Origin of the sequence: Shewanella sp. WE21 (genome assembly GCF_002966515.1) — a bacterium.
In the GTDB taxonomy this organism is placed as follows: Bacteria; Pseudomonadota; Gammaproteobacteria; order Enterobacterales; family Shewanellaceae; genus Shewanella; species Shewanella oncorhynchi.
Genome location: NZ_CP023019.1, coordinates 1,296,580 through 1,321,234 on the forward strand (window position 1 = coordinate 1,296,580; position 24,655 = coordinate 1,321,234).

At 49.8% G+C, this 24,655-nt stretch carries 12 protein-coding genes; 6 read left to right on the forward strand and 6 right to left on the reverse strand.

Going from position 1 to position 24,655, the window contains the following annotated elements; genetic code table 11:
- Positions 1–2: 2 nt before the first annotated feature.
- The 5 genes from xerC to CKQ84_RS05590 form a co-directional block, all read right to left on the reverse strand.
- A complete protein-coding gene (gene xerC / locus CKQ84_RS05570; RefSeq protein WP_105250434.1) occupies positions 3–914 on the reverse strand; it encodes a tyrosine recombinase XerC in 912 nt (303 codons plus the stop codon).
- 57 nt (positions 915–971) lie between these two features.
- The gene (locus CKQ84_RS05575) at positions 972–1,601 is read right to left on the reverse strand and encodes a DUF484 family protein (protein WP_105250435.1); all 630 of its coding nucleotides are present in this window, start codon (positions 1,599–1,601) and stop codon (positions 972–974) included.
- Positions 1,598–2,425 carry a diaminopimelate epimerase gene (gene dapF, locus CKQ84_RS05580; RefSeq protein WP_105250436.1) on the reverse strand — a complete coding sequence of 276 codons (828 nt, stop codon included), beginning with the start codon at positions 2,423–2,425 and terminating at the stop codon, positions 1,598–1,600. Before dapF ends, CKQ84_RS05575 begins: the two co-directional genes overlap by 4 nt.
- A 76-nt stretch (positions 2,426–2,501) precedes the next feature.
- Positions 2,502–3,746 (reverse strand): diaminopimelate decarboxylase, encoded by a 1,245-nt coding sequence (gene lysA / locus CKQ84_RS05585; protein ID WP_105250437.1) that lies wholly within the window; start codon positions 3,744–3,746, stop codon positions 2,502–2,504.
- 57 nt (positions 3,747–3,803) lie between these two features.
- Positions 3,804–3,995: a lipoprotein gene (locus CKQ84_RS05590; RefSeq protein WP_168825920.1), complete on the reverse strand. Its 192-nt coding sequence runs from the start codon at positions 3,993–3,995 to the stop codon at positions 3,804–3,806.
- Positions 3,996–4,074: 79 nt separating this feature from the next.
- On the opposite strand from CKQ84_RS05590, the gene cyaY reads away from it, so the two are divergent.
- Positions 4,075–4,404, forward strand: a complete 330-nt coding sequence (gene cyaY / locus CKQ84_RS05595) for an iron donor protein CyaY (RefSeq protein ID WP_105250439.1) — start codon at positions 4,075–4,077, stop codon at positions 4,402–4,404.
- An 83-nt stretch (positions 4,405–4,487) separates the two neighbouring features.
- Here cyaY and CKQ84_RS05600 read toward each other — a convergent pair whose 3' ends face one another.
- Positions 4,488–6,899: a class I adenylate cyclase gene (locus CKQ84_RS05600; protein ID WP_105250440.1), complete on the reverse strand. Its 2,412-nt coding sequence runs from the start codon at positions 6,897–6,899 to the stop codon at positions 4,488–4,490.
- A gap of 202 nt (positions 6,900–7,101) precedes the next feature.
- Here CKQ84_RS05600 and hemC point away from each other — a divergent pair, with 202 nt between their 5' ends.
- The 5 genes from hemC (at position 7,102) to CKQ84_RS05625 (ending at position 24,633) form a co-directional block, all read left to right on the forward strand.
- Positions 7,102–8,034, forward strand: coding sequence for a hydroxymethylbilane synthase (gene hemC / locus CKQ84_RS05605; protein ID WP_105250441.1), 933 nt, complete (start codon positions 7,102–7,104; stop codon positions 8,032–8,034).
- A gap of 4 nt (positions 8,035–8,038) precedes the next feature.
- Positions 8,039–8,779: a uroporphyrinogen-III synthase gene (locus CKQ84_RS05610; RefSeq protein WP_105250442.1), complete on the forward strand. Its 741-nt coding sequence runs from the start codon at positions 8,039–8,041 to the stop codon at positions 8,777–8,779.
- A 60-nt stretch (positions 8,780–8,839) separates the two neighbouring features.
- A complete protein-coding gene (locus tag CKQ84_RS05615; RefSeq protein WP_105250443.1) occupies positions 8,840–10,021 on the forward strand; it encodes a uroporphyrinogen-III C-methyltransferase in 1,182 nt (393 codons plus the stop codon).
- Positions 10,018–11,184: a heme biosynthesis HemY N-terminal domain-containing protein gene (locus tag CKQ84_RS05620; RefSeq protein WP_105250444.1), complete on the forward strand. Its 1,167-nt coding sequence runs from the start codon at positions 10,018–10,020 to the stop codon at positions 11,182–11,184. Before CKQ84_RS05615 ends, CKQ84_RS05620 begins: the two co-directional genes overlap by 4 nt.
- A gap of 435 nt (positions 11,185–11,619) precedes the next feature.
- Positions 11,620–24,633, forward strand: coding sequence for a VCBS domain-containing protein (locus CKQ84_RS05625; protein ID WP_105250445.1), 13,014 nt, complete (start codon positions 11,620–11,622; stop codon positions 24,631–24,633).
- The last annotated feature ends 22 nt before the right edge of the window (positions 24,634–24,655 follow it).

Sequence of the window (24,655 nt, forward strand, 5' to 3'; positions counted from 1 at the left end):
TCCTATGTTTTTTTCGCTCTAGGATGGGCGTTATCATACACCTTCGCTAAGTGTTGGAAATCCAAACTGGTGTAAATTTGCGTGGTCGCTAGGTTCGCATGACCCAATAATTCTTGCACCGCCCGCAAGTCGGCGCTCGCTTCTAACATGTGAGTGGCAAAGGAATGACGCAACTTATGGGGATGTACTCGCACCGATAATGCCTGCTCTTGACCCCATTTAGCCATTCGCGCCTGAATACTGCGATGGGAAAGTCGCTTGCCTTTTTCAGTCACAAATAAGGCGTTATCTTCACAGGGGATCTGCTTTCGGCAATTGAGCCAATTCTGCAGCGCAGTAATCGCTAAACGACCGACTGGGACGATACGCTCCTTATTGCCTTTACCTAAGACTCGCACTTCTTTCAAATCGTATTGCACACTGGATAAATTAAGTGCGGCGAGTTCCGCTAAACGTAAGCCACTGGAATAAAACAACTCCATCATGGCTTTATCCCGCAGACTCAGCGGATCTGTACCTTCAATGTCGAGCAAGTGACTAATGGCATCGACATCGATATTCTTCGGCAGAGGTTTGGTCTGTTTGGGGGCACTTAAGCCTTTGGCGGGATTAAGCTCAATCACGCCTTCGCGCAGCAAAAATTCACCCCATTGTTTTACTGCAGATAAACACAGAGAAAGCGATCGCGGGCTTAAACCTTTGCGGTGCAATTTGGCTAACACTTGCTGCCAATGCTCGCGGCTCACATTGAGTAAATGCACGCCTTCGGGCAAGAGATCGCTACCGCGATTAAGCTCATAAAGGTAATTCCGTACTGTATGGGCAGACAACTGTCGCTCGGTACTCAGATAACGTTCAAAGGTTTGTAACCATTGAGTATTTAATGCCGACACTTCGCCTGTTTGCGTACTCATATCGGTTTCCTCGTGGGTTTTGCTAAGCCTTGGGTGAGCAAAATCGCTCAGCGGCCGTTACAGCTTGGCAAGCATATGCGCCAGTAAACGCCGCAGTTGTTCCAGCAGCATGTTATCCATATCAGGATGAAAATGGGTGACATCTTGGCTAGCAATGGCAAAAATCACCGGGTTGTCTTCCGACAATTTAGTCAGTGCCACCGACCCAACTTCGCTACCAAATAGGCGTTTGGCTTCTTGTTGCGTTAGCCGACCAAAATAGTGACCTTTATGCAGCCTTTGATCCCATATTGCCTTCATATCGGTATCGAGCACACTGATCAAACGCACATGACTGAAATTAAACTGTAATTTCAAACTATCGGCCAACACTTCTTTGAGTGACACAAGATCGGCACAATTCAGTAGCTTGAAGGATAACTCAGTATTGAATTGGTAAATTTTCTCGTTGCGCGCCGCCATCGTTAACAGACTGGTGATCTCTTCTTCCAACTGGCTGACTCGCTGGCGCAGCATTTCTTGACGACGTTCCACCAAAGAGATGGCGCCGCGCTCTAGGTGGGGCAGACGCATTGCCAGCAATAGCTCAGGATAGCGATTGAAAAAATCAGGATTATCCAGCAGATACTCGCGAATAATCAACTCATCAAAGGGCACATTCGTCTGCGGCATCAAGGGCTCTGTCATAACTGAATTTGCCCATCATAAACGTGCTGCGCTGGGCCCGTCATCCACAAAGGTTTCCCCTCGCCTTCCCAGTTGATGGTTAAAGTACCGCCGGGTAAATCCACCCGCACTTGCTGGCCGAGCTTCCCTTGCACTTGACCTACAACCACGGCCGCACACGCGCCAGTGCCACAGGCCAAAGTTTCGGCCGCACCACGTTCATACACCCGCAGCTTAATGTGGCCCGAATCCACTACTTGCATAAATCCCACATTCACACCACGGGGAAAGCGCTCATGCTTAGTGAGCATGGCACCAATTTCAGCAACAGCGGCGCTCGCCACATCTTCAACGTCGAGCACACAATGGGGATTGCCCATAGAAGCCGCGCCACATAAAAAGGTTTGCAGCGGTGTTTGCAGTAAATAGGTTTTTTCGGCTTTCTTGGCTTTAAAGGGGATCAGACTTGGTTCAAGAATAGGCACGCCCATATTCACGGTAACTGTGCCATCTCGCTCTAAACGCAGAGTCATCTTACCTGATGAAGTGCTAACACGGATTTTACTCTTATTGGTCAATCCTTTATTGCGTACAAAGCGGGCAAAACAGCGGGCGCCATTACCGCATTGTTCGACTTCAGTACCATCGGCATTGAAGATGCGATAATGAAAATCTAAATCGGGATCATAGGGCGGCTCAACCAAAAGTAATTGATCGAAACCTATGCCAAAGTTACGGTCGGCTAAACGGCGGATCTGCTCAGGCGAAAAGAACACGTTCTGCGTGACCCCATCGACCACCATAAAATCGTTACCCAGTCCGTGCATCTTAGTGAATTGGATCAAGATACTTATCCTTTAAGCCGAGGCGCCGCTCATTAAGTATGAAACCAAGCGCCTGAATCAATATAATTTTTCTAGTTTACGGCAGGAGTTGCTCACCTTGCCAGAGCTGAGACAATTTTTCTCGCTCACGCACTAAGAAAGCGTGCTCACCATCGACCATGACTTCGGCCGCACGAGGACGCGTGTTGTAGTTAGAGGCCATCGCAAAACCATAGGCACCACTCGAACGCACAGCAAGTAAATCCCCTGCCACTAAAGCCAGCTTGCGATCTTTACCTAAAAAGTCACCGGTTTCGCACACTGGACCAACAATATCAAACTCATAGGCCTCAGAGTCCCTTGGCACGACTGGGATAATATTTTGCCATGCGCTGTAAAGTGCTGGGCGAATTAAGTCATTCATCGCGCCATCGACAATCGCAAAACGCTTGTCGCTGTTTTCTTTCAGATACAGCACCTGAGTAACAAAAATCCCCGCATTAGCGGCAATCGCACGGCCCGGTTCGAAGATTAGCTTAAGTTGACGGTCGCCCATACGCGCTAATATGGCGGCGGCATACACATCAGGATGCGGCGGAGTTTCAGCATCATAGGTCACACCTAAACCGCCACCCACATCAAAATGCTCAATGACTATACCTTGTTCAGCCAGACGATCGATCAACGCTAGCATACGATCCATTGCATCGAGGAAAGGTTGAATTTCGGTCAATTGCGAACCGATATGACAATCGACACCTTTCACTTTTAAATGTGGTAAAGCATGGGCACGGGCGAAGACGGTTTCGGCCTCATCCATAGCGATACCGAATTTATTTTCTTTAAGACCAGTCGAAATATAGGGGTGAGTACCCGCATCCACATCGGGATTGATTCGCAAGGAAACTGGCGCCACTTTACCTAAACGACCTGCGGCCAAATTTAACTGCTCAAGCTCGGCGCTCGACTCGACGTTAAAGCAATAAATGCCCAGATTAAGTGCCTGTTCCATTTCGGCCGCAGTTTTACCAACGCCAGAGAACACCACTTTAGCGGGATCGCCGCCCGCTTCAATCACTCTTGCTAACTCACCACCCGAAACGATATCAAAACCACTGCCTAAACGTGCCAACACATTCAGTACGGCCAAGTTCGAATTAGCTTTTACTGCATAGCAAATCAAATGTGGATGATCTGCCACGGCATTATTAAAGGCATGCCAATGGCGCTCTAGCGTGGCGCGGGAATAGATATACAGCGGCGTACCATAGGTTTGAGCTAAGTCGGCGACCTGGCAGCCTTCGGCGTGCAGGGCATTTTGTTGGTAGAGAAAGTGATCCAATGTCTGATTCCTTACTGCGCTTTATCGCTGCGATAGTGATGATAGTTATAGCTGCTATTATTGTTGTGTTTTTTGTACTTCGATGGCTCGAATTTCGGTTTTAATCTCTTCTACTTCAGGCTCAGGTTTAGACGCCTCAACCTTTTTAGGCTGATTCACCTCTGTGGCCGGAGATCGATAGAGGGGGCCCTTCTGGCCGCACGCAGTAATGAATAGGCTACCAAGCAATAACAATAAAAACAGTCTCATTTTTCTCAACATCTGTGCATCTGGTGACTAATGGCCTTATAATCGCACCCATCTTGACGAAAGCAAAGGACAGAAATGCATGGCCATGACAGATACAGAATTTCACCAGCTCGCCGATGACATGTTCCAAGCCATAGAAAATGCGATTGAAACTGCGATTGATGAGCAAGATGCCGATCTTGATATCGATGCCAGTGGCAACGTATTGCAATTAGAATTTGTTGATGGCTCTAAGATAGTGATCAACAAGCAAGAACCTTTGCATGAGATTTGGGTCGCCACACGCTTTGGTGGATATCACTTTGGTTTTGTTGAAGGTAAATGGATGGACGGACGAAATGGCGGCGAATTTATGCCATTCGTGCAAGAGTCTATCGAGCGCCAAGGCGGCATTAAGCTTAGCTTCTAATCTAAGCCTGTCGTAGTGCAAAACCGTAATAGTACAAAACAATAATGGGAGCCTTGGCTCCCATTATTTATGTTAAAAACCAGCTAAAACTCAGTGTCTTGATCGCTAACATCGATACCGAAAGGCGCCACCGTTAACTCTCCGGCTACCCGCACTAAATGGAAAAATTGCGGAATATTAAACCGGGCTCGTGAAGCATAATGCTCATCGAACACATAGTGATGGCTCACTTTATTTACCAACTCGGCCATGTTTGATCCCGCCTGCACGTAATGGCTTAGTTGATTTTCCTCATCGAGGATAAATACATCCAAGTTATCGACCCGTTGGCGTAGAAAATACTGAATCGCGCCTTTAGCCGCATAGTTTTGCACCACTTTAGGCATACTCGAGAAGGGATCGTCACCTAATTCAGGCCGCGGCAATAATACAAGATGACTGCGGGATAACTGTTGATAAAATGACTTGGCATCGCTCAAGTCCTGATAGGCCATGCCTAAGGGATTAAAAAAGATCCCATAGCGAGTACGACTTATCTGCAGTGGCTGCACTAAGGTGCTGGATTGCTGCACTTGTTGGCACAAACGCATGGTTTGTTTTAGTAGATTTTTCACTGCTAATTTAAGCTGTGGGCGTAACTTCTGTGAACAGCTGATCACATCCATATCCACAGGTAAACTGGCCCGTCTTAGCCCCGGCGTTACAAAGGCTAAAGCTTGCAATACCGCGGTATCGCCTTCGAAGCGATGACACTGCCATTCACCCCAACTATTCAAGCAAATCGCATCTAACGCACCAAGCATATTGGCTTTTTTACGCCCGAGTGAGAACACGTTCGCATTCATCACATCGACCATCATTTCCTGTCCTTGCCATTCAATGGTGGGATCGCAATCCAGATTGAGCACGAAAATCAGCTTACGAAAATGCCATGGCTGGCATAAGTCACGTTTAGATACACGCCAATCGTGGTCGATAAAATTCAGTAACCGCTTTGAAGCTTCGGTAAGCCGTTTCGACTTTGCCTTACTCTGACCATATTCATGCCATTGAGTACTCGGCGTCGAGATCCCATTTAAACATGCCCAGATCATTAAAGCTGAAGGGGTTTTTCCCTTACATATTGCCGACTCGCCTAACAAATTTTGTGGCTGAGGCCCTTGTCGATACAGATAATATTGGCGCTCGCGGGAGCTTGAGACCATAGTCACTTCGGACTCAGCGACTGAAGCACTCCACAGCAGATTCAGCTTAGCGATTTGGTCTTCATCTTGACTAAAATAGGTATGCAACTTGCGTGTCAGCATTCCCAAATCTTCGATCCGCAAACCTTCATTTAACTCATGTGTCGATGCGAAACGTAATAAGGTTTGGTAGCTCGCTAATAACAGTTCATTCAGTTGCTCGTTAAACCAATTGAGCTGGCCACTATGCCAATGTTCACAATTGTCTAAAGTGCTAATCAGACTATCTGGCCATTGCCAATCCTGCACCAGCTTTTGCAATTTAGGATAACGCCAATCTTTGCCCTCTTGGGTTCGACTCAAGTGCACGCCACATTTTAAATAGAAGCAGCGCCGCACTATCTCTAGTCGGCGAGTATCATTCTGCTTAAGTAAATAGGTTTCGATAATCTCATAGATAGAGTAATAGGCATCATTCGAAGTCGAAAAATCACCGGCGAGCGTTTTCTGCCATAAGTGATCACAAAGCAGAGTTGAATGGGGATAATCACTGGCATAAGCCTCGAGTAGCAATACTTTAATCAGCGCCTTATGGGGCTTTTCTAAGCCCTTGTAGAGCTGCCATAACGAAGCGCCAAAGTACTCACTCGCAGGTAATTCATGTACATCGCCTAAGGACAAGAGCGCAGGATTGAGTTTAGCGTCTGGCCACCATGCAATTGTTTTACCCGCCAAACGAATTTGGCTGCGATAAAACTCTTCAAGTAATAACCAATGTTGCATACTACCGCTATGCTCATGGGCCATTGCTGATTGACATCCACGAACGGCTTTACCGCCACAAAACTGCTGCGGATGAACTAAGTAAAAATTCACCTCAAACTGATACTCGGCAAACCAAGCAGTCAATCGAGTCGCTTTAATTTTGATTAACGCCAAATCCTCAGCACACAGATCAGCCCTATGTACTAACCAAACATCGACATCGCTCTTGGCATTTTGGCCAAAACTGCCAGTACTCCCCATCGCATAAACGCCTTCAAAGGCATTGATATCCGCTTCTTGAGTAGTAAAAGGCAGAGAGAACACATCGCAGGCCTGGGACTCAGTCTCACCAACCTGATACTCGTTGATTCCACAGGGCGTATTGGCGGCATGATAGCCAGGATACTGAACACCGTTCTGGTGAATTAAAAAAGGGATCAAATGGAATAAGTGTTTTTGTAGCGGCGATAGCAAAGCTAGGGCGCGTGCAATACGTACCTTATTAAGTCTTTCTGCTATATCAGGAAACTGTATTTGCCGATCCATTCAAAAACACAACACTTAAGCACTTATGGGAAATGTGCTCATGTTAACACTTTTACAAACTCGAGCAACTAAACGTGAAGCCCGTCACACTTTCACGGTATCTAGAACATCGCCAACTTCAAAGAATCGATACGGCTTCCTTACATAAACGATTTGCCAATGTTAGCATTGGCGCAACTAAGATCTTTGATGGAAACTAGGCATGTCTGAGAACCGCATACGTATCGCAACCCGCAAGAGTCCGCTGGCCATGTGGCAAGCTGAATTTGTTAAAGCCGAATTAGAACGCATTCACCCCGGTATTGTGGTGGAATTGCTGCCAATGAGCACTAAGGGCGACGTTATCTTAGATACGCCGCTAGCCAAAGTGGGCGGTAAAGGGTTGTTCGTCAAAGAGCTTGAAGTCGCCATGTTAGACGATCTTGCCGATATCGCGGTGCATTCAATGAAAGACGTACCCGTCGACTTCCCAGAAGGCTTAGGCCTTGAAGTTATTTGCGAGCGCGAAGATCCCCGCGATGCCTTTGTATCGAATTTATATAAAACGATCAGCGAATTACCATTAGGCGCAACTGTGGGCACCTCGAGCCTACGTCGTCAATGCCAACTGCGCGCATCACGCCCTGACCTTATTATCAAAGATTTACGCGGTAACGTAGGCACTCGTTTAGCTAAACTTGATAACGGCGAATACGATGCCATTATTCTTGCCGCTGCTGGCTTAATTCGCCTGAAATTGTCTGAGCGGATTGCTAGCTTTATCTCTGCTGAAGAATCCTTGCCCGCCAACGGCCAAGGTGCTGTGGGTATCGAATGTCGCACCAATGACGAACGCGTTAAGGCCCTACTGGCACCATTAGAACATTTAGAAACGCGCTACCGTGTGATTGCCGAGCGCGCGATGAACACGCGCCTAGAAGGTGGATGCCAAGTGCCGATTGGCGCATTTGCCGAAATCAATGGTGATGAGATGACATTACGCGGCCTAGTCGGTAACCCTGATGGTAGTGAAATCATCGAAGGCGTGATCACAGGTCCAAAAACCGACGCCACACAATTAGGGGTTGCCCTTGCCGAAGAGCTATTGAGCAAAGGCGCAAAAAGCATACTCGACGCTGTTTACGCTAAAGCCTAAGTCGATGAAAGTCTTACTGACGCGCCCTGAAGGGCGCAATCAGTCCATGATCGATGCCTTGAATGAACGAGGCATTGCTCACTGGGTCACACCTCTGCTGTGTGTTGAAGCAACACCGCCCATCACAACGAATAACTCGCACCCACTGGCACACGCCGATATGATTATCTGTATCAGCGCCAATGCAGTCAGCTTTGCCGACTATGCCTTAACAACCGCTCATTCTCGAATAAAAGGCTGGCCTCAAGCTCAATATTTCGCCGTAGGTCATGCGACTTGGGAAGCATTAAATCAGCTCGGCATTGAAGCCCTCGAAGCCCCAGATGATTGTCAGCAGACCGAAGGTCTACTCACGCTCGCGCCTTTGCAAGATATTAAAGGTAAGCAGATTAAGATCATACGTGGCGTTGGCGGCCGTGAAGCCTTAGCTGAACGACTGGCTGAGCGCGGGGCAACAGTGCGCTATTGGGAAGTATATCAACGGGCTTGTCCACCACTCGATGGACAGCAGATCGCACAACAATGGCAAGAGTTTGGCATCGACACTATTGTCGTCACCAGCGGTGAAGTACTGGATAACCTGATTAATCTAGTGCCAAAAGAGTTATTTGCATGGCTGCGCTCATGTCATATCATAGTCCCAAGTAACCGAGTAGAAGCTCAAGCTCACGCCTTTGGTATAACCCAAGTCACCAATGCCAATGCCGCCAACAGCAAAGCCGTGCTAAACGCCCTTAAACTCTAAGCGCTATTTAGCCCGATTTAACTCGAATTTCGGCAGTAGCATGTTTTCAAGGACTGTTAAATGGATAACAACAAGCACGACGCAAAGAGCCCTGAATCACAGGCTACCTCTATTATTGAACCATCAATAACGACTGATGACACGCCCGTAACTTCAGCGCCATCTTCTGAATCCCAAACAGCCAAAGCCACACCTTCAAGCACGCCGAGTCAAACAGCAGTACCCAATAGAAGTTCATGGGCGATTCGCTTTGGGGTGTTATTAGCGCTGGGTTTAACCGCTTGCACCCTTGGCGGTGGTTTTATGCTGTACCAACAGATGCAACAGCAACTGCTAGCGCAGGATGCGAAAAATATCGCCCTGCAGGACCAATTACAGCAAGCCCTGCTACAACCCAACCAACGTATTGGCCAGCTTGAACAGCAACAACTGAATGATGCTAAGACCTATCAAGAATTAACAAAATTGGCAGAAGACCAAAATCAACTGCAGGACAGGATCAATAAACTTGCCCAGCGCAGTCCAACGCATTGGATGGCGTCAGAAGCCGAATATCTAGTAAACATGGCGGGCCGTAAACTTTGGTTAGAAAAAGATCCCCGCACCGCCACCGATCTATTAAAGTCGGCGGATGAAACCATCGCCGCCATGAACAATCCCGCTTTGCTACCTATTCGTAAGGCTCTGGCAAAAGATATCGCCGCGACTGCAAGTATTAAAACCACAGATATTGATGGTAGTGTATTAGCCCTCGATGCCTTAATTGAGCAACTCGATAAACTACCCCTTAATCGCACCGATGCAGAAACCGATGCCCCTGAAGATACAAACATTACTGGCGATTTAAATGACTGGCAGAGCAACTTAGGGAAGACGTGGAAAGCGTTAACCCAAGACTTTATCACCATACGCCATAGAACAGCCGATGCACCCGCTTTACTCGCTCCTGAGCAACAGTGGTATCTGGTTGAAAACATTCGTCATAAACTGCTGCAATCTCAACTTGCGTTATACCGCTACGACAGGGCCGCTTATCACCAATCATTAATGATGGTGCGTAAGTGGATTCAAACCTATTTCGATACTCAAGATCACAGCACTGCTGAAGCCATCGCCAAAATCGATAAATTGGCGACATTAGAACTTGATCCTATTACTCTGAAATCCTTTGCCGCAAAACCTCTGCTATTACAGCTGACAAGCTATGGTGAGCTGACCTCATCAGAGGATGTGCCATTATGATCAAGATATTAATTTTCTTAGGGATAATACTAATAGGGCTCTGCATTAGCCCTTGGTTGGTGGGCAACACAGGTTATGTATACATTGCGGCAGGTGACTACCAGATTGAGACCAGTTTAGTCTTTGGGATCATTGCCTTAATTGTATTTTATGCCATGTTCCAAGTACTAGAATGGTTAGTGATTAGCGCCATTAATCTCATGCTGCGTAGCCGTTTTATTCCTCGCCACTGGCGCCGTCGCTCCGCGAAAAAGCATACCTTAATGGGTGCACTGGCTCTGGCAGAAGAAGATTGGCCAGCAGCGGAACGCGCTATGATAAAAGGCGCCGATAATGGCGAACTCCCTGCACTTAATTTACTTGCAGCAGCTCGTGCTGCCCAATATCAACAGAAAATAGCAGAGCGTGATCAATATCTTGACCGTGCTGCAACACAACCGCTGGCCGCGAATGCCGTCGCAACCACGCGTACTCGATATCTGTTAAAACAAGGAGAGTTAGCTTTAGCCCGCGCCGAGCTCGATAAATTAGCCCCCACAAGTAAGAGCAAAGCACCGGTACTCAAACTCGCCCTCGAGTTATATCGAGCGCAAGAGGATTGGGATGCGCTCAAGCTATTGTTACCTATTTTGAAGAAGCGCCAGATCCTAGATGACACCCAGCTAAATGAACTCAATGTAATCACTCACTGCGCTTTACTCAAAGCCGCAACCATTAAAGGCGAAGCAGCCTTAGAACAATGCTGGCAGTGGTTATCTCGCAGTGAGCGCAATCAGTCTGAGTTTTTGGCGATTTATGCTATGGGTTTATGCCGCTTTAATCGCAAAGAGCAAGCGCTGAAGCTACTCTCGAAAAAATTACGCACTGCTCCTGAATCTGCACTTTTAGAAGTCATTCCAGAAATAACGACAGCCCAAGATACAGAAATCCGTAAGCAGTTACTCAAGCATGAAATCACCCATGAGAATAATGCCGACTACCAGATGTGCTTAGCTAAACTTTATCAGCAAACACGGGATATGAAAGAAGCCAGAACCTGCTGGCAAAATGTTTGCCGACTCGAACCCACAAAAGCCTCTTGGTTGGCGCTTGCACGGATTCAAGAACAGTTAGGTGAACAAGGTAACGCAAATCAAAGTTATCGTCAGGCGGTTAATCTGTAGTTCTACAATGCCTGCAACCTAGTCGCCGTGATTTGAGTAACGAAAGATCACGGCACTTGCCAATGCTGGCATATATTAAAACCCACTTAACTTGCCAAAAATGTTAAAAACTAGATCGTGTCGCTTCTTTTCCGTAAAAACCACTCTCCCAATCCAAATTAATTTCTTATAACTATGCTTAACCTTAGTGTTAAAAAGTACTAAATACGGCCCTTTTTATAGATATAGCTACTACATCTAGTTACAGGTCTAAAAATTGTCACTTTTGCGCATTAAGATCCGTAAAACCGCATAAGAGCAGGCAACACAAGCGCGTCAAAAAATTGACTTAAGTCGTTTCGTTAGCTAAAATTCCACCACTTGTATCACAGTGCGACATATTTGTTGGACTTGTGCGTCTATGGATTAACACACTTTGGCTGTTGGGAGCTTACTATGGGATCGGTAATTACATCAAAGAAAGGTTTGCTTAAGTTAGTAAAAGGGCAAATCAATGTCGAAGTTGATGGTTCAAATCAACCCGCTAAGGATGGCGAACAACTCCCTAAAGGTGCTGTGCTCCATATTGGCGAAAACGCAACCTATGAAATTACCTTCGATGATGGCACTAAGCTATCAAATGAAGTCGCGCCCAGCGAAACTACTGCAGCAGCCTCTGGCACGGTTAACGAAGCAGCCCTAGATGAAATTCAAGCATTACAAGATCTTATTGCATCCGGTGAAGACCCAACTCAGAACCTACCAGAAACCGCAGCAGGTAACACACCAGGCAGTGATGGTAACTCGGGCTATGTCACTCTAGCCCGTAGCGGCACAGAAACCATTGCAGCTTCAGGCTACTCAACAAGCGGCCAAGCACTGACTGGAACGACGGTTAATATTCCACAATTCACCATTGCAGCAGACTCACCTTCAGCACTTGCTAATGACAGCAACACTTCCAATGAAGATACTGTAGCGACTGGCAATGTGCTCGATAACGACACTGATGTGGATTCCACTCTAAGTGTTGTGAGCTTCGAAATCAGCGGTACCACCTACGCAGCAGGCACAGAAGTGACTCTCGAAGGTGGTGTTTTAATTTTAAATATCGATGGTTCTTACACCTTCACGCCGAATGAAAACTGGAATGGCCAAGTACCTGTCATTACCTACACAACCAACACGGGCCCAACTGCAACGCTAACCATTAATATCAGCCCTGTCGATGATCCTTCCATCCTTGCAAATGACAGCGCCACAGTTGCAGAAGACACTGCAGCAACTGGCAATGTGCTTGATAATGATTCCGATATCGACAGCATCCTTTCCGTTGTCAGCTTCACTGTGAATGGCGATACCGTTACCGCAGGCACCACTGTTTCCCTAGAAGGTGGCAGCTTAGTCATCAATGCCGATGGTTCTTACACCTTCACGCCGAATGCAAACTGGAATGGCCAAGTACCTGTCATTACCTACACCACTAACACTGGTTCAACGGCCACATTAACCATTAATGTTACCCCTGTTGATGATGCCTCTGCGTTAGCCAACGATACTAATACCGTTGATGAAGATACCGTTGCCACCGGTAACGTGCTCACCAATGACAGCGATGTGGATAATGAACTATCTGTGGTCAGCTTCACCGTGAATGGCGATACTGTTACAGCGGGCACCACGGTTACTTTAGAAGGCGGCAGCTTAGTCATCAATGCCAATGGCTCTTATACTTTCACGCCCAATGCTAACTGGAATGGCCAAGTACCTGTCATTACCTACACAACTAACACTGGTTCAACGGCAACGCTAACCATTAATGTTAATCCTGTCGACGATCCCGCTGACATCACCGTCGGTAACGGCGACAGCGATGCTGGCACCGTCACCGAAGACGGCGATTCCGACACCCTGCCAGGCACAGTACAAACGGTGGCTGGCACCTTAACCGTCACCGACGTCGACAACGGCGAAGCGGTATTCCAAGTGCAAACCAATGTCGCCGATGGCAACTACGGTTTCTTCAGCATCGATGCCGACGGTAACTGGACCTACACCTTAAACAACAGCCACAGCGACGTGCAGTCACTCAAGGCGGGTGAAACCCTGACCCGTGACATCACGGTCACCAGTGCCGATGGCACCGCCAGCCACACCGTGACCATCACCATTGTCGGCGCGAACGATCCCGCTGACATCACCGTCGGTAACGGCGACAGCGATGCTGGCACCGTCACCGAAGACGGCGATTCCGACACCCTGCCAGGCACAGTACAAACGGTGGCTGGCACCTTAACCGTCACCGACGTCGACAACGGCGAAGCGGTATTCCAAGTGCAAACCAATGTCGCCGATGGCAACTACGGTTTCTTCAGCATCGATGCCGACGGTAACTGGACCTACACCTTAAACAACAGCCACAGCGACGTGCAGTCACTCAAGGCGGGTGAAACCCTGACCCGTGACATCACGGTCACCAGTGCCGATGGCACCGCCAGCCACACCGTGACCATCACCATTGTCGGCGCGAACGATCCCGCTGACATCACCGTCGGTAACGGCGACAGCGATGCTGGCACCGTCACCGAAGACGGCGATTCCGACACCCTGCCAGGCACAGTACAAACGGTGGCTGGCACCTTAACCGTCACCGACGTCGACAACGGCGAAGCGGTATTCCAAGTGCAAACCAATGTCGCCGATGGCAACTACGGTTTCTTCAGCATCGATGCCGACGGTAACTGGACCTACACCTTAAACAACAGCCACAGCGACGTGCAGTCACTCAAGGCGGGTGAAACCCTGACCCGTGACATCACGGTCACCAGTGCCGATGGCACCGCCAGCCACACCGTGACCATCACCATTGTCGGCGCGAACGATCCCGCTGACATCACCGTCGGTAACGGCGACAGCGATGCTGGCACCGTCACCGAAGACGGCGATTCCGACACCCTGCCAGGCACAGTACAAACGGTGGCTGGCACCTTAACCGTCACCGACGTCGACAACGGCGAAGCGGTATTCCAAGTGCAAACCAATGTCGCCGATGGCAACTACGGTTTCTTCAGCATCGATGCCGACGGTAACTGGACCTACACCTTAAACAACAGCCACAGCGACGTGCAGTCACTCAAGGCGGGTGAAACCCTGACCCGTGACATCACGGTCACCAGTGCCGATGGCACCGCCAGCCACACCGTGACCATCACCATTGTCGGCGCGAACGATCCCGCTGACATCACCGTCGGTAACGGCGACAGCGATGCTGGCACCGTCACCGAAGACGGCGATTCCGACACCCTGCCAGGCACAGTACAAACGGTGGCTGGCACCTTAACCGTCACCGACGTCGACAACGGCGAAGCGGTATTCCAAGTGCAAACCAATGTCGCCGATGGCAACTACGGTTTCTTCAGCATCGATGCCGACGGTAACTGGACCTACACCTTAAACAACAGCCACAGCGACGTGCAGTCACTCAAGGCGGGTGAAACCCTGACCCGTGACATCACGGTCACCAGTGCCGATGGCACCGCCAGCCACACCGTGACCATCACCATTGTCGGCGCGAACGATCCCGCTGACATCACCGTCGGTAACGGCGACAGCGATGCTGGCACCGTCACCGAAGACGGCGATTCCGACACCCTGCCAGGCACAGTACAAACGGTGGCTGGCACCTTAACCGTCACCGACGTCGACAACGGCGAAGCGGTATTCCAAGTGCAAACCAATGTCGCCGATGGCAACTACGGTTTCTTCAGCATCGATGCCGACGGTAACTGGACCTACACCTTAAACAACAGCCACAGCGACGTGCAGTCACTCAAGGCGGGTGAAACCCTGACCCGTGACATCACGGTCACCAGTGCCGATGGCACCGCCAGCCACACCGTGACCATCACCATTGTCGGCGCGAACGATCCCGCTGACATCACCGTCGGTAACGGCGACAGCGATGCTGGCACCGTCACCGAAGACGGCGATTCCGACACCCTGCCAGGCACAGTACAAACGGTGGCTGGCACCTTAACCGTCACCGACGTCGACAACGGCGAAGCGGTATTCCAAGTGCAAACCAATGTCGCCGATGGCAACTACGGTTTCTTCAGCATCGATGCCGACGGTAACTGGACCTACACCTTAAACAACAGCCACAGCGACGTGCAGTCACTCAAGGCGGGTGAAACCCTGACCCGTGACATCACGGTCACCAGTGCCGATGGCACCGCCAGCCACACCGTGACCATCACCATTGTCGGCGCGAACGATCCCGCTGACATCACCGTCGGTAACGGCGACAGCGATGCTGGCACCGTCACCGAAGACGGCGATTCCGACACCCTGCCAGGCACAGTACAAACGGTGGCTGGCACCTTAACCGTCACCGACGTCGACAACGGCGAAGCGGTATTCCAAGTGCAAACCAATGTCGCCGATGGCAACTACGGTTTCTTCAGCATCGATGCCGACGGTAACTGGACCTACACCTTAAACAACAGCCACAGCGACGTGCAGTCACTCAAGGCGGGTGAAACCCTGACCCGTGACATCACGGTCACCAGTGCCGATGGCACCGCCAGCCACACCGTGACCATCACCATTGTCGGCGCGAACGATCCCGCTGACATCACCGTCGGTAACGGCGACAGCGATGCTGGCACCGTCACCGAAGACGGCGATTCCGACACCCTGCCAGGCACAGTACAAACGGTGGCTGGCACCTTAACCGTCACCGACGTCGACAACGGCGAAGCGGTATTCCAAGTGCAAACCAATGTCGCCGATGGCAACTACGGTTTCTTCAGCATCGATGCCGACGGTAACTGGACCTACACCTTAAACAACAGCCACAGCGACGTGCAGTCACTCAAGGCGGGTGAAACCCTGACCCGTGACATCACGGTCACCAGTGCCGATGGCACCGCCAGCCACACCGTGACCATCACCATTGTCGGCGCGAACGATCCCGCTGACATCACCGTCGGTAACGGCGACAGCGATGCTGGCACCGTCACCGAAGACGGCGATTCCGACACCCTGCCAGGCACAGTACAAACGGTGGCTGGCACCTTAACCGTCACCGACGTCGACAACGGCGAAGCGGTATTCCAAGTGCAAACCAATGTCGCCGATGGCAACTACGGTTTCTTCAGCATCGATGCCGACGGTAACTGGACCTACACCTTAAACAACAGCCACAGCGACGTGCAGTCACTCAAGGCGGGTGAAACCCTGACCCGTGACATCACGGTCACCAGTGCCGATGGCACCGCCAGCCACACCGTGACCATCACCATTGTCGGCGCGAACGATCCCGCTGACATCACCGTCGGTAACGGCGACAGCGATGCTGGCACCGTCACCGAAGACGGCGATTCCGACACCCTGCCAGGCACAGTACAAACGGTGGCTGGCACCTTAACCGTCACCGACGTCGACAACGGCGAAGCGGTATTCCAAGTGCAAACCAATGTCGCCGATGGCAACTACGGTTTCTTCAGCATCGATGCCGACGGTAACTGGACCTACACCTTAAACAACAGCCACAGCGACGTGCAGTCACTCAAGGCGGGTGAAACCCTGACCCGTGACATCACGGTCACCAGTGCCGATGGCACCGCCAGCCACACCGTGACCATCACCATTGTCGGCGCGAACGATCCCGCTGACATCACCGTCGGTAACGGCGACAGCGATGCTGGCACCGTCACCGAAGACGGCGATTCCGACACCCTGCCAGGCACAGTACAAACGGTGGCTGGCACCTTAACCGTCACCGACGTCGACAACGGCGAAGCGGTATTCCAAGTGCAAACCAATGTCGCCGATGGCAACTACGGTTTCTTCAGCATCGATGCCGACGGTAACTGGACCTACACCTTAAACAACAGCCACAGCGACGTGCAGTCACTCAAGGCGGGTGAAACCCTGACCCGTGACATCACGGTCACCAGTGCCGATGGCACCGCCAGCCACACCGTGACCATCACCATTGTCGGCGCGAACGATCCCGCTGACATCACCGTCGGTAACGGCGACAGCGATGCTGGCACCGTCACCGAAGACGGCGATTCCGACACCCTGCCAGGCACAGTACAAACGGTGGCTGGCACCTTAACCGTCACCGACGTCGACAACGGCGAAGCGGTATTCCAAGTGCAAACCAATGTCGCCGATGGCAACTACGGTTTCTTCAGCATCGATGCCGACGGTAACTGGACCTACACCTTAAACAACAGCCACAGCGACGTGCAGTCACTCAAGGCGGGTGAAACCCTGACCCGTGACATCACGGTCACCAGTGCCGATGGCACCGCCAGCCACACCGTGACCATCACCATTGTCGGCGCGAACGATCCCGCTGACATCACCGTCGGTAACGGCGACAGCGATGCTGGCACCGTCACCGAAGACGGCGATTCCGACACCCTGCCAGGCACAGTACAAACGGTGGCTGGCACCTTAACCGTCACCGACGTCGACAACGGCGAAGCGGTATTCCAAGTGCAAACCAATGTCGCCGATGGCAACTACGGTTTCTTCAGCATTGATGCCGACGGTAACTGGACCTACACCTTAAACAACAGCCACAGCGACGTGCAGTCACTCAAGGCGGGTGAAACCCTGACCCGTGACATCACGGTCACCAGTGCCGATGGCACCGCCAGCCACACCGTGACCATCACCATTGTCGGCGCGAACGATCCCGCTGACATCACCGTCGGTAACGGCGACAGCGATGCTGGCACCGTCACCGAAGACGGCGATTCCGACACCCTGCCAGGCACAGTACAAACGGTGGCTGGCACCTTAACCGTCACCGACGTCGACAACGGCGAAGCGGTATTCCAAGTGCAAACCAATGTCGCCGATGGCAACTACGGTTTCTTCAGCATCGATGCCGACGGTAACTGGACCTACACCTTAAACAACAGCCACAGCGACGTGCAGTCACTCAAGGCGGGTGAAACCCTGACCCGTGACATCACGGTCACCAGTGCCGATGGCACCGCCAGCCACACCGTGACCATCACCATTGTCGGCGCGAACGATCCCGCTGACATCACCGTCGGTAACGGCGACAGCGATGCTGGCACCGTCACCGAAGACGGCGATTCCGACACCCTGCCAGGCACAGTACAAACGGTGGCTGGCACCTTAACCGTCACCGACGTCGACAACGGCGAAGCGGTATTCCAAGTGCAAACCAATGTCGCCGATGGCAACTACGGTTTCTTCAGCATCGATGCCGACGGTAACTGGACCTACACCTTAAACAACAGCCACAGCGACGTGCAGTCACTCAAGGCGGGTGAAACCCTGACCCGTGACATCACGGTCACCAGTGCCGATGGCACCGCCAGCCACACCGTGACCATCACCATTGTCGGCGCGAACGATCCCGCTGACATCACCGTCGGTAACGGCGACAGCGATGCTGGCACCGTCACCGAAGACGGCGATTCCGACACCCTGCCAGGCACAGTACAAACGGTGGCTGGCACCTTAACCGTCACCGACGTCGACAACGGCGAAGCGGTATTCCAAGTGCAAACCAATGTCGCCGATGGCAACTACGGTTTCTTCAGCATCGATGCCGACGGTAACTGGACCTACACCTTAAACAACAGCCACAGCGACGTGCAGTCACTCAAGGCGGGTGAAACCCTGACCCGTGACATCACGGTCACCAGTGCCGATGGCACCGCCAGCCACACCGTGACCATCACCATTGTCGGCGCGAACGATCCCGCTGACATCACCGTCGGTAACGGCGACAGCGATGCTGGCACCGTCACCGAAGACGGCGATTCCGACACCCTGCCAGGCACAGTACAAACGGTGGCTGGCACCTTAACCGTCACCGACGTCGACAACGGCGAAGCGGTATTCCAAGTGCAAACCAATGTCGCCGATGGCAACTACGGTTTCTTCAGCATCGATGCCGACGGTAACTGGACCTACACCTTAAACAACAGCCACAGCGACGTGCAGTCACTCAAGGCGGGTGAAACCCTGACCCGTGACATCACGGTCACCAGTGCCGATGGCACCGCCAGCCACACCGTGACCATCACCATTGTCGGCGCGAACGATCCCGCTGACATCACCGTCGGTAACGGCGACAGCGATGCTGGCACCGTCACCGAAGACGGCGATTCCGACACCCTGCCAGGCACAGTACAAACGGTGGCTGGCACCTTAACCGTCACCGACGTCGACAACGGCGAAGCGGTATTCCAAGTGCAAACCAATGTCGCCGATGGCAACTACGGTTTCTTCAGCATCGATGCCGACGGTAACTGGACCTACACCTTAAACAACAGCCACAGCGACGTGCAGTCACTCAAGGCGGGTGAAACCCTGACCCGTGACATCACGGTCACCAGTGCCGATGGCACCGCCAGCCACACCGTGACCATCACCATTGTCGGCGCGAACGATCCCGCTGACATCACCGTCGGTAACGGCGACAGCGATGCTGGCACCGTCACCGAAGACGGCGATTCCGACACCCTGCCAGGCACAGTACAAACGGTGGCTGGCACCTTAACCGTCACCGACGTCGACAACGGCGAAGCGGTATTCCAAGTGCAAACCAATGTCGCCGATGGCAACTACGGTTTCTTCAGCATTGATGCCGACGGTAACTGGACCTACACCTTAAACAACAGCCACAGCGACGTGCAGTCACTCAAGGCGGGTGAAACCCTGACCCGTGACATCACGGTCACCAGTGCCGATGGCACCGCCAGCCACACCGTGACCATCACCATTGTCGGCGCGAACGACTATCCAGTAATAAATTCCGTATCAAATGCTACGGTATCTGAAGAGGGGCTACTTAACGGTATAATTGATGTTATTGGTAATTCTGATACTACAGATGATGTTTCTGCTAGCGGCACAATAAATATTAATGATGTTGATGGTGACTCTTTAAGCGTTTCACTTTCTGGCCCAACAGAATTAATGTCAGGCGGACAAGCTGTAAATTGGCTCTGGGATGCGAATACACAAACACTAATAGGCTACACAGGTGTTATTGGCGGCTCTTCCTATGTTGAAGTTATGGCTGTAGTTCTAACCGCCCCAACTTCTGGTGATTCCAATTGGACCTATGATGTGACTTTAAAGGCACCACTTGATCATCCAGACACTACATCTGAAGATACTATTACATTCGATATAGGTATTACTGTTAATGATAATCATGGTGGCACCTCTACTGGTAGCTTTAGTGTTACGGTTGAAGATGACGCACCTGAAATCGCATCTATTAGCCCTGTCGAAGTAACGAATATAGATATTCCTGATACTTTAGTCGGTCTATTCTCTCTAACTGGCTATAGTGGCAACAACAATCTTCTTGATTTTGATGGTTTTACGATCACAGCCAAAGGATTTACCTCTTCAACAAACTCTAATTTAATTGATGCCGCAATCTATGGAAGTGGTAACGGGATAGGAGTTAGCAGTGTAGGGGCACCTTATCATAATCTTGCTAATGAAGTAGATTTCCGTAAATTTGCAGATGGAAGTTCTGCATCTGAAGAAATCATCATTACTCTCGATCCAGGAACTGTTGCCTACGGCGTGAATATCCAGTTTTCCCATATGTTTGGCGGCGAACTAGAAGTCGGTGTCGTCGAGTTTTGGCGAGATGGCCAACTTATCGCAACTCAAACATTTAGTTCAGATGCCAGCAGTGGCAACTATGCGGCCAACTTCCAAGCCTTACAAGGTGGCTTTGACAAAATGGTCATCAAAGCACTTGATAATGGCAAAGGTCCAAGTAGCGGTGATAATAGTGACTTCACTGTTACAGCTATTGAGTTTTTAGGCACTGCAACACCACCGGCAATCGCCTTTGCATCAGGAACAGTAACCCCAGAATGGGGTGCAGATGGTAAAGGTTCGCTCACCTTACAAGGTAGTGATGAAACCAATTTGTTCACGGCAGCAGGCAGTGCAATCACTATAACCCAAACGGCAAATACACTAATTGGGGTTGATGCAGCTGGTCACTTGGTATTCAAACTTGAGTTTACCCCAGGTACAGGTCAATGGGACTTCCATCAATATCAAGAGATGTTACAACCTAGCGATGGTGATATTGATTTCAAAGTAAGAGCCACTGATGGAGATGGCGATCATACAGATGGTACTTTCTCTGTTATTCCACAAGTTTATGTTGATACAACGCCACCTTCGGCACCTGAAGTACACATCATCGATGATGTAAATGATGACGCGTATTTGACGAGTACAGAGATAGGTAATAATGGCGTTCAAATACAGGTCAAAATTAATGCTAGTGACTTTAATACTGGCGGCAGTGTACATCTAGAAATAGATAATGCAGGTAATAGCAGTACAGTAGACCTCATTCTTGACAATGGCGTACTGAAATTTAGTAATGGTGCTCTAGCAACAGGTTACACCTATACAAATGGTGTTATTACTTGGACAGAGCCTACTCCGACTACTGGTCAGGCAATCTCAGTCACCGCTACTCAAATTGATAGTGCTAATAATGAATCAGCTGAAGGCACGGATAATGCTACCGTTATTGATGCGACTGACGATCGTTATACCGTCGACGAAGATCAGCAGGTAACGGGTAATATTCTTACCAATGATCAACTCGGCAATCTGAGCATCACTAGCTTCAGAGTCATGTATAACGGTATGCAAACTAGTTTTAATGCAGGGCAAACCGTTACCTTGGCAGTAGGTAGTTTATTAATACAAGCCAATGGTGAATTCCAGTTTATCCCAAATGATAACTGGGCAGGCGAAATGCCAAGTGTCACCTACACAACAAATACTGGTTCCACAGCAGCACTTGATATCACTGTCTTACCTATAGCAGATAAGCCTGTAGTTAACGTTATTCTGACTGATAATGGCATACCGCTATACAGTAACTTTAAGACTTCAGGTATCACTACCGAACAATTCCGTACGGGCGATTTTACTACCGCACCATTTAATACTGGTACGCGTACTATTGATAATACTTCCGGACAAGATCAGTTGCTCGGTACTGGGGGGAACGATCATCTTGTCAGCGCAAATGGCGGCGGTGATCTACTCTACGGTATGGATGGTGATGACATACTCGTCGGCAGTGATGCCGTTCAAGGTGACTCTCTCTATGGCGGAACAGGAAATGATGTTCTTGTTGCTGGTCTAGGTAATGACGGGCTCTACGGTGGTGCAGGAACAGATATCGCCGTACTTCTTGGCAACCGAGCCGACTACATAATAGAGAAAGGCACAGGCTACTCTAGCAATGATCGTTGGTTCAACTTCTTTGTAACTGAAAATGGCATCGGTGTTACTAAGGCCCTGCATGATGTTGAGTATGTGCAATTCAAGGATGGCATATACGCGATCAATCAAATCACAGGTGAACTCACATTAGAACAGCCTACAGCGGTAGACTATCCAATCGAAATTAATGTGTCACTTGCGGATCGAGACGGTAGCGAAAGCATCGATAGCATTCAGCTCAGTGGTTTACCCGAAGGTACCTTACTCTACAGCAGTAACGGTACATTGATGGGGACTGCAGATGCAGACGGTAATATTCTTCTAAATCATGGCAGCGTATGGGACAGTGCATCCTTAGATGTCAATCTAACAGGATTAACATTAAGGGTTCCTGGTGAATATGCAGGTCAAGTCAACCTCGTTGTCGAAGCAGTATCAAGAGAGTCAGGTACAGACCTGACCAATACTGCAACAGATGCAGATAGCGTCATTCTTAGCTACTTCAGTGGTCATGAAGGAGAGCCTGGCGATCAAAATCTTAACTTTGGTAATGAGCACAACATTGTGGTCGGCGATTTAGACGGTAGCGTTATTTTGCCAGGTCAAAACTACAATATCGCCTTTATGGTTGATAGTTCTGGCAGCATTGGAAGCACGGCGCTCAATAGTATGAAAGCGCAACTTGAACTGGTGTTTACGACACTGAAAAACAGCGCTACCGCTGAAGGCAGCGGCACTGTAAATGTGTTCTTAGTTGACTTTGATGGCATTTCTAAAGGTTGGGTTTCTGTCGATATGAAAGACCCCAATGCCCTGTCGATACTGGAAGATGCATTGGACGACATGCGTTCAGGTGGAAACACCAACTACGAAGATGTATTTAAAACGACCGCCAACTGGTTCTCTGGCATCAGCGGTAACAGTGCCACAAATCTGGCTTACTTTATTACCGATGGCCAAGCTAATGAGTACAACTACAATGAGGGCCAAAACCCTGAGGTTTATAACCCTAGCGGAGCAAACAACAGTATTTACCTATCCAGTATCATCCAAAACGGTTATGTATTTGGCAATACATATAGCCAGAATGGACGTACGATCATCAACCAGGACGGTGAAGTATTAAAATGGACCCAAAATAACTATAATAGTTGGAGCTCAAGTTCAGTTGGCTTTATGCGCCCGGATGGTAATGGAGGTTTCCAATTTGCCAACTTGGGTACAAACGGCACCGGAACGAATGCGAATTCCCAGCAAGGATTTGCTTTCCTATCAACGCTGGGAGTGATTGTTCAGGCCATTGGGATAGGCCCATCACTGGATAGTGAAGATCTTAAGCCATTTGACTCTGACGGTAATGTTCTGACTAACATCAACGCTGGGGATTTAGCTGATGCGATCATTGGTACTCCAATTACCCAACTGCCAGGATCTGATACCATCAACGGTGGTAACGGCGACGATATACTCTTTGGTGATGCCATCAACTTTAACGGTATTAGTGGCCAAGGTTATGTTGCCATCAAAGATTATGTTGCTGATCAGCTAGGAGTCACTGCAGTTACCGATGCCCAAGTACATAGATATATTACTGAGCATGCATCTGATTTTGACCAATCTGGTGCCAGCGATAAGGCTGATGTTCTTATCGGCGGACAAGGTAATGACATACTTTATGGGCAAGGTGGGAATGATCAGCTTTACGGCGGTAATGGTAATGATCTTATATTTGGTGGTGCTGGTAACGATACAATAATCGGTGGTCTAGGTAACGATAAACTCACAGGTGATAGCGGTGCTGATACCTTCGTCTGGCGCTATGCAGAAACGGGAACAGACCATATCACTGACTTTAATATCCATGAAGATAAATTGGATTTAAGCGATTTACTCCAAGGTGAAAGTAACAACACACTACACAGTTATTTAAACTTTAGCTTAGTTAGTGGTTCAACTGTGATTGATATCGATGGCAATAAAGACGGTGTGTTTGAACAACATATCGTTCTTGACGGTGTTGATTTGTATAGTGCGTATAACACTACAACAGAGACTGGCATTATTAATGGCCTACTAGGTACTAATGGCAGCGGTCCGTTAATTGTTGATACTCAGCCAGCCACACCAGAACCAAGTCCAGGTCTTGCTCCGTTGAATAGCAATGAGCAGCATAATATCCCTTAGATAAAATCGTTTGGATGGCCTA

Excerpts from the sequence above, each read along its gene's own strand:
- CKQ84_RS05575 (WP_105250435.1), bottom strand. The coding sequence starts at position 1,601 with ATGACAGAGCCCTTGATGCCGCAGACGAATGTGCCCTTTGATGAGTTG.
- CKQ84_RS05590 (WP_168825920.1), bottom strand. The coding sequence starts at position 3,995 with ATGAGACTGTTTTTATTGTTATTGCTTGGTAGCCTATTCATTACTGCG.
- CKQ84_RS05600 (WP_105250440.1), bottom strand. The coding sequence starts at position 6,899 with ATGGATCGGCAAATACAGTTTCCTGATATAGCAGAAAGACTTAATAAG.
- CKQ84_RS05625 (WP_105250445.1), top strand. The coding sequence starts at position 11,620 with ATGGGATCGGTAATTACATCAAAGAAAGGTTTGCTTAAGTTAGTAAAA.
- CKQ84_RS05620 (WP_105250444.1), top strand. The coding sequence starts at position 10,018 with ATGATCAAGATATTAATTTTCTTAGGGATAATACTAATAGGGCTCTGC.
- CKQ84_RS05610 (WP_105250442.1), top strand. The coding sequence starts at position 8,039 with ATGAAAGTCTTACTGACGCGCCCTGAAGGGCGCAATCAGTCCATGATC.
- CKQ84_RS05615 (WP_105250443.1), top strand. The coding sequence starts at position 8,840 with ATGGATAACAACAAGCACGACGCAAAGAGCCCTGAATCACAGGCTACC.
- xerC (WP_105250434.1), bottom strand. The coding sequence starts at position 914 with ATGAGTACGCAAACAGGCGAAGTGTCGGCATTAAATACTCAATGGTTA.
- cyaY (WP_105250439.1), top strand. The coding sequence starts at position 4,075 with ATGGCCATGACAGATACAGAATTTCACCAGCTCGCCGATGACATGTTC.
- hemC (WP_105250441.1), top strand. The coding sequence starts at position 7,102 with ATGTCTGAGAACCGCATACGTATCGCAACCCGCAAGAGTCCGCTGGCC.